This window comes from Pseudomonas ulcerans (genome assembly GCF_036324125.1).
Lineage (GTDB): Bacteria > Pseudomonadota > Gammaproteobacteria > Pseudomonadales > Pseudomonadaceae > Aquipseudomonas > Aquipseudomonas ulcerans.
Map to the genome: position 1 here is coordinate 18,200 of NZ_JAZDQN010000063.1, position 9,357 is coordinate 27,556.

At 65.4% G+C, this 9,357-nt stretch carries 5 protein-coding genes; all 5 read right to left on the minus strand.

Translation table 11 applies throughout. From position 1 onward, the window contains the following. Nucleotides 1–78: 78 nt before the first annotated feature. On the minus strand, nt 79–2,037 hold the full coding sequence (locus V0R59_RS29870) for a DNA topoisomerase III (protein WP_330075433.1): 1,959 nt from the start codon (nt 2,035–2,037) through the stop codon (nt 79–81). 120 nt (nt 2,038–2,157) lie between these two features. Then, complete coding sequence (locus V0R59_RS29875; protein ID WP_330075434.1) at nt 2,158–4,158, minus strand: hypothetical protein; 2,001 nt, start codon at nt 4,156–4,158, stop codon at nt 2,158–2,160. Nucleotides 4,159–4,170: 12 nt separating this feature from the next. After that, nucleotides 4,171–5,856 (minus strand): alpha-keto acid decarboxylase family protein, encoded by a 1,686-nt coding sequence (locus V0R59_RS29880; protein WP_330075435.1) that lies wholly within the window; start codon nt 5,854–5,856, stop codon nt 4,171–4,173. Beyond that, on the minus strand, nt 5,853–7,622 hold the full coding sequence (locus V0R59_RS29885) for a flavin monoamine oxidase family protein (RefSeq protein ID WP_330075436.1): 1,770 nt from the start codon (nt 7,620–7,622) through the stop codon (nt 5,853–5,855). The genes V0R59_RS29880 and V0R59_RS29885 overlap by 4 nt, the downstream gene beginning before the upstream one ends. Nucleotides 7,623–7,865: 243 nt before the next feature. After that, complete coding sequence (locus V0R59_RS29890; RefSeq protein WP_330075437.1) at nt 7,866–9,143, minus strand: bifunctional O-acetylhomoserine aminocarboxypropyltransferase/cysteine synthase; 1,278 nt, start codon at nt 9,141–9,143, stop codon at nt 7,866–7,868. Nucleotides 9,144–9,357: the final 214 nt, after the last annotated feature.

Sequence of the window (9,357 nt, forward strand, 5' to 3'; positions counted from 1 at the left end):
GGTACTGCATGCACCGAACCTGTGGGAGCTGGCTTGTCGGACTGCCGCACCGCAGCGATGAGGCCATGACAGACGACATCAAGCCCCTGCCTTCTTCACCCTCGGCTTGCGCACCCGCTTCACCCCATCCTTGGAGGCCGTACCACTGGCCTTGCGCTTCTTCTTCCACGGCGACCCGCCACGCCCGGCCGGTGTCGCCGGCCCGGAAATGCGCAGGCTCATGCCGGCGCAGCGCTCCACCTGCTTGCTCATCCACGCCGACTGCTTCTCGACGAAGGTCTCCAGGGTCATTTCGCCGCTCTGCACCATGTCCAGCGCCTGCTCCCAGATCGCCGTGGTGCCCGGGTCGGCGATCGCCCGCGGTACCGCGTCGATCAGGCTGAACGCCGCCGGCGTGGCGTTCAGTGCCTTGCCGTTCTTCACCAGGTAGCCGCGATCCAGCAGGCCCTGGATGATCCCGGCACGGGTCGCCTCGGTGCCGATGCCGGTGGTTTCCTTGAGCTTCTGTTTCAGGCGCGGGTCTTCCACCAGCCTGGCGACGTTCTTCATCGCCTTGATCAGGTCGCCCTCGGTGAAGGGCTTGGGCGGCTGGGTCCACAGGTCCTTCAGGGCCAGGTCGTGCAGCGCGCACCACTGGCCCTTGCCCAACCCCGGCAACACCTGCGGCGCCGGTGCCTCGCGGCCTTTCGGCGGGGTGAGGGCTTCCGGCAGGGCGCGGCGCCAGCCCGGCTCGACGATCTGCTTGCCCACCGCGCGCAGGGCATGGCCTGCACAGTCGAAATCGGCCTGGGTGCGGTCGTACTCGTGGTTGGGCAGGAACTGCGCCAGGTAGCGTGCGCGGATCAGGGTGTAGACCGCCTTGGCCTTGCCCGGCAGGCGATCCGGGGCGACGGTGGCGGCGGTGGGGATGATGCCGTGGTGGGCGCTGACCTTGGCGTCGTTCCACGCCCGCGAGCGCCGTTGTGCCTGCAGGTGCGGCTGCAAGGGCGCCAGGCTCGGGTCGGCGCGGTGCAGGGCGGCGAGGATCGCCGGGGCCTCGCCGTGCTGGCTCAGCGGCAGGTAGCCGCAGTCGCTGCGCGGGTAGGTGATGACCTTGTGGGTTTCGTACAGCGACTGGGCGATATCCAGGGTTTCCTGGGCGCCGAGGCCGAATTTCTTCGAGCAGACCTCCTGCAGGGTGCCCAGGTCGAAGGGTAGCGGAGCGGCCTCGCGCACGCGCTCGGTCTTCACCTCGACCACCTGCGCCGACCCCGCCGCCTGCATTGCCACTGCGGCCTGTTGCGCCAGTTCCTGCTTCAGGCAGCGGCCCTGGTCGTCGCAGGCGTCTTCCGGCGCGCGCCATTGCGCGGTGAACAGGGTGCCATCGCTGTCCAGCTGCACATCGATGGCCCAGAACGGTACGGGCACGAAGTCGGCGATGCTGCGGTCGCGGTCCACCACCAGGCGCAGGGTCGGGGTCTGCACCCGGCCCACGGGCAGTACGCCCTGGTAGCCGGACTGGCGGCCGAGCAGGGTGAACAGGCGACTCATGTTCATGCCGATCAGCCAGTCGGCGCGGGAGCGGCCGAGGGCCGAGTGATACAGGCTGAAGGTTTCCGCCCCGGGCTTGAGGCTGGCCAGGGCATTGCGGATCGAGGCATCGTCCAGCGCCGACAGCCACAGGCGGCGGATCGGCCCGCGGTAGCGGCAGTGCTCCACCAGTTCGCGGGCGATCATCTCGCCCTCGCGGTCGGCGTCGGTGGCGATCACCAGTTCCGCCGCCTCGCCGAGCAGACGCTTGACCGCCTTGTACTGGCTGGCGGTCTTGGGTTTGACCTGCATCTTCCACTGCTGCGGCACGATCGGCAGGTCGGCCAGCACCCAGCGCTTGTAGCGCGCGTCGTAGGCATCCGGTGGGGCAGTTTCCAGCAGGTGGCCGATGCACCAGGTCACCGTCACCCCGGTGCCGACCCAGCAGCCATCGCCACGCCGGCTGGCGCCGAGGACCTTGGCGATATCCTTGGCCTGGGAGGGCTTTTCGCAGAGGAACAGGCGCATGGGTGGGGTGGCATCCAGGGGAAAGAGGTTCCCTAGGATGCGCAGGATGCGAGGGGATGGCAAGAATAATCTGTATGGATGTACAGCTTTCCGGGGCCGCCTGGCGGCCCCGGAAATGTCCTACGGCTTGGCGCTCACCGTGGCGTTGCGCCAGGCGTTGCTCAGCTTCTGCTCCAGCTCGGCGCTGACGGTCTTGCCGGGCTGCTTCTGCAAGGCCAGTTTCAGGCCGTTCAGCGAACGTCCGCTGAGGCGGTTTTCACTGAGATCCTCGGTGAACACCCGCTCCGCTTCCTCGTACTTTTCCTGCGCCAGCAGCGCATAGCCAAGGGATTCGCGGACCGTGTAGTACCAGTCCGGCGGCTCGTTGTACCAGAGACCGTCCTGCACCTTGACGGCGGTGCGCCATGCCGACAGTACCTGGGCCTTGTCGTCGTCCTTGAGGGCGGCGAGGTCGTCGGCCAGCGGCTTGCCGAGGTCACCCACGGAGCGTGCACTGGTTTCCTGCACGTCCTTGAGTACCAGCTTGCCGGCGGTGGCGTCCTGGGCCTTGTTGAACAGGATCAGGTTGGCCAGGCGCAGCAGGTCGACGGCCTTGTTGTTGCCGTAGTTCAGGCCGTCCTTGCGGGTTTCATCCAGCACGCCGCCGGTGGTTTTCCAGAAACCGTCCAGGGCGGCGATCGCCTTGCCGCTGTCGACCTTGCCGTCCAGCGCCTGGTAGGCCGCGGCGTAGCTTTGCATGATCCGGGTGTAGGGCATGGTCAGCGGCTTCCAGTCGCTCACCACCTTGGCGCAGGTCGTGTTGATCCTGGCCAGGCCATCCTTGATCTTCGGCTCGATGGCCTTGAGCTCGTCCCACGCCTGGAACCGCACGGCGTAGTAATACGGCACCGCATAGAAGTAGTCGGACTTGGTCTTCAACTCCGCCGGGTATTTCTCGCAAAGGAACGGCAGTGAGGCGTTCTCGGTGGTGTTGTCGACCAGCTCGCTGGCCATGTTCAGGGCTTCGTTCTTGCGCCCTTCGATGGACAGGGTCCAGGTCAGGAAGTGGATGTTGTGCCCCAGGTAATGCAGCAGGTAGGGACTTTGCGGCTTGACCTGGTTGCCATAGGCGCGGTCCACCGAGATCGCCGCGTAGTTGGTGGCGCTGGACAGCGCGTTGTTGCCGGTGCGCTGGTAGATGTGCGAGGCCATGTGGATCAGGTGGCCCACCGCCGGATTGAGGGTGCGGAAACGCTCGGCCATGGGCATGCCGCTGTCGGGGAAGGGCGATTCCTCGATGGCGTGGATGAAGAAATGGTTGGCGCCGGAGTGGTTCTGGTCCTGTACCAGCACCCGGTTGAGCACCTCCAGGGCGTCGGCCGCTTCATCGGTCGGCTTGACCGCATCGGAGGTGGCTTCGCTGCCTTTCCACCATTTCCACGGGTCGATGTTGAGCAGGGCATCGGCGTACAGGGCGGCGGCGTCGAGATCGTCGAAGTAGTTGCTGGAGAGCTTTTTCATCTCCTTCACGTAGCGCTTCTTGCCGTCCGGCGACAGGGTGATGTGATCGCCATCGACGTCGTACTGGCTGAGGAAGGCGCTGGCATATTCCGCTTCACGCTCGACCTGGGCCTTGGTGAAGCCGGACGGGACGCTCTTCACCCGCCGATCGGCGTTCGCCTGCGCCTGGTTCACCGCCAGGTACGCCAGCTGGTCGCAACCCTCGGTGGCATCGGTATTGATGTTCGAGCTGGCCGACAGGGCTATGCCCCACAGTGGCATCGCCGAGCTCTTGTCGAGCTGGTAGGCCTGGTAGAAGGCGCGGATCGCCTCGCTGAAGTTGAAGCCGTATTGCAGGGCCATGCCCTGGCTGTAGAAAGCCTGGATCTTCTCGCTGTCACCCACTGCCACCAGGTCGTAGCGGGTGCCGCCGAGACCGGAAAGGAGGTGATCTTCCTCGGTGTCCTTTTCGCTGACGCACAGCTTCAGCGCATCTGCCAGCGAAGTGTTTTCCGGGAGCCTGGTGAAGGTCTTGCCTTGCGGGCCTGCGTCGCCGTGTCCGCCATGAGCCATGGCGTTGAGCGGCAACGAGGCCAGCAGTGCGCAGGCGACAGTCATGCGCACGCTGGTCGTTCTTTCCATGAAACGTTTTCCTTATGGGGTCGTAGCCAGGCGCTCGATCTGTACCGCGAGGTCCTTCTCGGGAATCTTCACTTCCACCAGCACCGGCCGGTCGGTGACCGCCAGCAGTTGGGGCAGCAGCTGTTGCAGCTCGCCTTCGGTGCGCACCTGGTAGCCCAGGGCGCCGTAGCCTTCGGCCAGGGCGATGTAGTTCAGCGTCGGCAAGGTGTCGAACGGGGCGAACTGGCCATCCGGCTTGAACGCATCGATATCGACGAAGGCCTGCTCGATGGCATACACCTGGTTGCTCATGACGAAGACGATGGCGTTGACCTTGTTGCGCGCCAGCGCCGCCAGCGACTGGCTGACCATCATGAAGCCGCCGTCGCCGGCCACCACGATCGGCCGCCGGCCACTGCCCAGGGCCACGCCGAGGGCGCAGCCGGTCTCATGGCCGAGGGAGCCCCAGATGGCATCGGAGAGGAAGCTGTTGCGCGGCATGCCCTGGATATTGCTGGCCACGTACAGCGACGAGCTTTCGCCGAGGATCAGCGTGCTGCTGTCCCACAGGCGATGTTCCCGGGCGTACTCGGTGAAGGTGGCGAAGAAGTTCGCGTAGCTCAGCGCCGTGTCGGCACCGCAAGCCGCGAGCAGCCCCGGATGCTTGGGCAGGGCGACGTCGCTGCGTGGGAAGCGTGGGTCGAGGTCGAGGGCCTTGACCAGGCCATCGACATAGTCCGGCAGGCGCACGTTGGGGTAATACTCGGCGCCGGTGCGGGCCAGGTCGCAGTTGACCTGGATGATCTGGTCGAAGCGATCCTGCAGCAGGTCCAGGTAATCGTCGGTGAAGATCACCCCGATGGCCAGGATGCAGTCGGCGTCCAGCACCAGCGGCGAGGTCTCCAGGCGCGAGGCTGGACCTGCGTAGGTGCCGATGAACGGCGCCTGGCTTTCGTCGAGCACGGTCTTGGCATCCAGGGTGGTGCTGAACGGCAGCTTGCAGCCGTCGATCAGGCGCTGCACCGCGTCCTGCAGGCCGTAGCGCATCACCTCGACGCCCAGCAGCACCAGCGGCTTCTTCGCGTCGGCAAGGCGCTTGAGGCTGTTTTTCACCAGCAGGTCGAGGTTGTAGGCATTGGACGGCGTCGGCGCCGGCGCCAGCTGGCCCTGGGGCCGCGAGCAGGGCATGCCCCACACATCCTTCCAGGCTTCCAGGTAGATCGGCTGGCGATGGGTGAGGGCGGCGATCAGCGCACTGTCGATCTGCCACGGCGCCTGGTTGGCGTCGGAGATGATCTCGCAGGCCACGGTGACCTGCTCCAGCACCTTGCGGTCGGCCTCGAAGTCGCCGGTGGAGTGGTGGAACAGCACATGCTGCTTGCGCGCCAGCTCACGGTTGGCAGTGGACGGGCTGGCGGAGATCACCACCACCGGGGCACGTTCGACGAACGAGCCGGAGATGGCGTTGACCGCGCTGAAGGTGCCCACGCCATATTGCAGCGAGACCGCGCCGAGGCCATGCACCCGGGCATAGCCATCGGCGGCGTAGGCGGCGCCCATCTCGTAGACCTCGCCCACGGCGTCGATGCCGTCGAATTTCTCCAGGGCATCCATGAAGTTGGACACGTAGTCGCCCGGGACCTGGAAGACCTTGGTCAGGCCCAGTTCCTTGAGGCGGGTCAGCAGGTAGTCGGCAACGCTGAAGTCGACGGTGCTCATGCCTTGATCCCCGTGTAAGCGAATTCGGTGACGTCGGCGAGGGTTGCCTTGCAGTCGGTGCAGGCCAGGGCCGGAGGGTTGGCGATATCCACCGGTGCCGGGGTCGGCAGCAACTGGTAGGCCTCTGGCAGCCACTCGGGACGCGGCAGGCCGAAGAAGTCCTGCAGGGTGGATTCGGCGGTGGTCAGTGCGCCTTCGACCCAGCCCTGGCCGTAGGAGTAGGCCTCGCCAACGATGTAGACCTCCTGCTCGGCCACTGGATGGCGCATCTGCTGGATGATCAGGTCGAGGCGGTAGTTGGCCTTCCACTCGTGCCAGCCGCCGCCGAACGGATCGGCGTCCCAGGCGTGGTAGACGGCAGAGTAGGGCGCCGGCAGCTCGATCTGGTCGTGCAGCGAGGTGACCTGGCGCTGGGCGATACGCACCATCTCTTCGCTGATCTGGTACTGCATGCGCGGTACCACTTCATTGCTGTCGATGCGGCCCTGCAGGCTTTTCGGTTGGTAGCCCACGAACGGCGCACCGTCTTCCAGGCCTTTCCAGAACGGCACGGTGCCGATGTCGTTGTAGGACGCCATCAACAGCGAGTTGAGGGTTTTCTCGCCGCCATCCTGCTCGCACTCGGTGCCCATGTAGTAGCACTGGCGGATCGGCAGGTCGGTGACCGAGCGCCCGGCCACCAGGCCCTGGGCACGCCACCAGGGTTGCTCGTAGGCGAGGAACAGCTTGAACGCGGACTGCACCAGCACCGAGTCGAGGTTCTTCTTCAGCCATGGGTCGTCGAACAACGGCGACTGGATCAGCTCAAGGGAGCGGCGCGGCATGGCCAGGATCACCTGGCGGGCGTGGATGATTTCTTCCGGGCCGGCAACGTCGCTGGTCTTGCCCTCGATGGTCTGGGTGGCCTGGAAGTGCAGGCGATACGGGTACTCGGTGTCATCGCTGAATTGCACGGAGACCAGCCGACGGTTCATCTGCACCCGCTGCTCGGCAGGGACGAGGCCACCGGCGACATCGACGAAGCGCTTGGCCAGGGTCAGCGGCAGGGTCTGGAAGCCGGTCTTGAGGGTGAGGAACTTGGTGTTGTCGCTGTATTCAGTGGCGGGCAGCTGGGTCACGGCGCTGGCGTTGGCCACGTTGGCCTCGTAGCCACCGGCATCCTTCATGAACTGGTAGCCCTCGTTGCTCAGCACGCGGTAGAGCAGGTCCCAGAAGCCGTAGCGCCAGATTTCCTTGCCGAACACCTTGACCTGCATCTGCTCGGCCAGGCTGAGCTTGTCGAAGCCCGGATAGATGCTGTTCATCACCTTGACCTGCAGGTCCTCGGGACCGAAGCCGCGTTCGGACCAGGCCAGCTTGTAGGGGATCTTCTCCGGGGCTTCGGTGAAGTCACGCAGGCGGAAACGCTCGCCGCGCAGGTAGAACAGGTTGTCCTTGGCGCCGACCGGATTCTTTTCCGGCAGGTTGCTGCCCATCGGGAAGTCCTTGGTCGGCAGCTTGAGCGCGCCCACCAGCTTGTCGACCATCACGTGGCCGCCGGTGCCGTCCTCGGTGGCAGGCATCCAGCGCATGCCGCCGACTTCGGCGACGACGTTGGGCAAACCGGGGAGATTGATACTGAAGAGACGGCCGCCGATGCGGTCGCTGTACTCGAACAACTGTATGCGTTGACGATCACCCTGGGCTTCTTGCAAGCGCCATGCGCTATAGGTCCCTGATACGCCGCCGCCGATGATGGCGACATCCAATGGCTGGGTCTGACTCATCGCAAATGTCCTTATGTTGTGTGGGCAAGGAATTCCGTGCGGGAGGCAGTATTGACGAGCTTCGTGACAATGCCAATGTGACATCACTGAATTTTTTGCAGGCGATCGCTGAAACGGTGAACCCCCAATGAAATCGGGGTTTTGCCGGAAGAAAAGCTATGTGCGCAAGGCAATCCCCAAGGCGCCGCTCAAGCCCGCGCCCGCCGTCGATATCGGGTGGGGCGAGGCTGGCGGCTTTACCGGTTATGCGCGGCTGGCGTCGAGGGCCTGTTGCAGGTCGGCGATGATGTCGTCGCTGTGCTCGATACCGATCGACAGGCGCACCATGTCCCGTGGTACGCCGGCTTTTTCCAGTTCTTCGTCGTTCAACTGGCGGTGGGTGGTGGAGGCCGGATGGCAGGCCAGGGACTTGGCGTCGCCGATGTTCACCAGGCGTACCACCAGTTGCAGCGCATCGATGAAGCGTGCGCCGGCTTCCTGGCCGCCCTTGATGCCGAACGACAGGATCGCTGCGGGTTTGCCCTGGGTGTAGCGCTGGGCCAGTTGGTGCTCGGGATGATCCTCCAGGCCAGCGTATTTGACCCAGGCTACCTGCTCGTGCGCTTGCAGGTAGCGGGCGACCTTGAGGGCGTTCTCGGTATGTCGCTCCATGCGCAGGGCCAGGGTTTCCAGGCCTTGCAGGATCAGGAAGGCATTGAACGGCGACAGTGCGGCGCCGGTGTTGCGCAGCGGCACCACGCGGCAGCGGCCGATGAAGGCGGCGGGCCCGAAGGCTTCGGTGTAGGTCACGCCGTGGTAGGACGGGTCGGGGGTGTTGAGCAGGGCGAAGCGCTGCTTGTGCTCGGCCCAGGGGAACTTGCCCGAATCGATGACGATGCCGCCGATGCTGGTGCCATGGCCTCCGATGTACTTGGTCAGGGAATGCACGACGATATCGGCGCCGTGTTCGAAGGGCCGGCAGAGGATCGGTGTGGCCACGGTGTTGTCGACGATCAGCGGCACGCCATGGCGGTGCGCGGCGTCGGCCAGGGCCTGGAGGTCGACGATATTGCCGGCCGGGTTGCCGATGGATTCGCAGAACACCGCCTTGGTGCGCTCGTCGATCAGCGCTTCGAGGGCGGCGATGTCGTCATGCGCGGCGAAGCGCGTCTGGATGCCGATGCGTGGCAGGGTGTGGGCCAGCAGGTTGTAGGTGCCGCCGTAGAGCTTGGCCACCGAGACGATGTTGTCGCCCACCTCGGCGACGGTCTGGATCGCATAGGTGATCGCCGCCATGCCCGAGGCCACGGCCAGCGCGCCGACCCCGCCTTCGAGGGCGGCCATGCGCTGCTCCAGCACGTCGTTGGTGGGGTTCATGATCCGCGAATAGATATTGCCGGCGACCTTCAGGTCGAACAGGTCGGCACCGTGCTGGGTGTCGTCGAAAGCGAAGGAGGTGGTCTGGTAGATCGGTACGGCCACCGCCCTGGTGGTCGGGTCCGGGCTGAAGCCCGCGTGGATGGCCAGGGTTTCCAGCTTCATGCAGTCGTTCCTTGAAAGATGGGTGGAGCGCGGGAGCATGGGGTGGGGCGGTTGCCTGGTCAATAGCCCCATTTTGCATAAGGAAATAGCTGGAGCACTGCGGACTCTGTAGGAGCGGGGGTTCCCCCCGCCGGGGGGGGGGGTGGGGGCAGGAAAACAGCGGGGGTGCCCCGCCCCGCCCGGAGAGGGGGCAATGGACCCCCATGCGCGGGGG

Coding starts and splice junctions, on each gene's coding strand:
- V0R59_RS29885 (WP_330075436.1), bottom strand. CDS start 7,622: ATGAGTCAGACCCAGCCATTGGATGTCGCCATCATCGGCGGCGGCGTA.
- V0R59_RS29875 (WP_330075434.1), bottom strand. CDS start 4,158: ATGGAAAGAACGACCAGCGTGCGCATGACTGTCGCCTGCGCACTGCTG.
- V0R59_RS29890 (WP_330075437.1), bottom strand. CDS start 9,143: ATGAAGCTGGAAACCCTGGCCATCCACGCGGGCTTCAGCCCGGACCCG.
- V0R59_RS29880 (WP_330075435.1), bottom strand. CDS start 5,856: ATGAGCACCGTCGACTTCAGCGTTGCCGACTACCTGCTGACCCGCCTC.
- V0R59_RS29870 (WP_330075433.1), bottom strand. CDS start 2,037: ATGCGCCTGTTCCTCTGCGAAAAGCCCTCCCAGGCCAAGGATATCGCC.